Genomic DNA, 236 nt, shown 5'->3' on the forward strand with positions numbered 1-236 from the left:
CGAGGAAAAGCCTGACCTGATCAGAAACGAAATGATGGCCCCCTTTATGAAACAATGGCACATTCACCCGATCCCTTTTAGAGCTGGAGAGGCGAACGGTTTTGACGTGATTACGATGAATAATATGATGCAACGAGCCCCTGAACAGATTACTACTCAGATTTCGGCAGAGATAGAGCTGATTTCGTACGAAATTTTTTGGTTAGAGTGTGAGCATGCGGTGCGTAAAAGTCTAC

General features: G+C 44.9%; 1 pseudogene. It reads left to right on the forward strand.

Going from position 1 to position 236, the window contains the following annotated elements:
* A pseudogene (locus KVT34_RS31150) lies at window positions 1-236 on the forward strand (DUF2268 domain-containing putative Zn-dependent protease); the annotation flags it as partial.

This window comes from Paenibacillus sp. GbtcB18 (genome assembly GCF_019091125.1).
GTDB classification, from domain to species: domain Bacteria; phylum Bacillota; class Bacilli; order Paenibacillales; family NBRC-103111; genus Paenibacillus_F; species Paenibacillus_F chitinolyticus.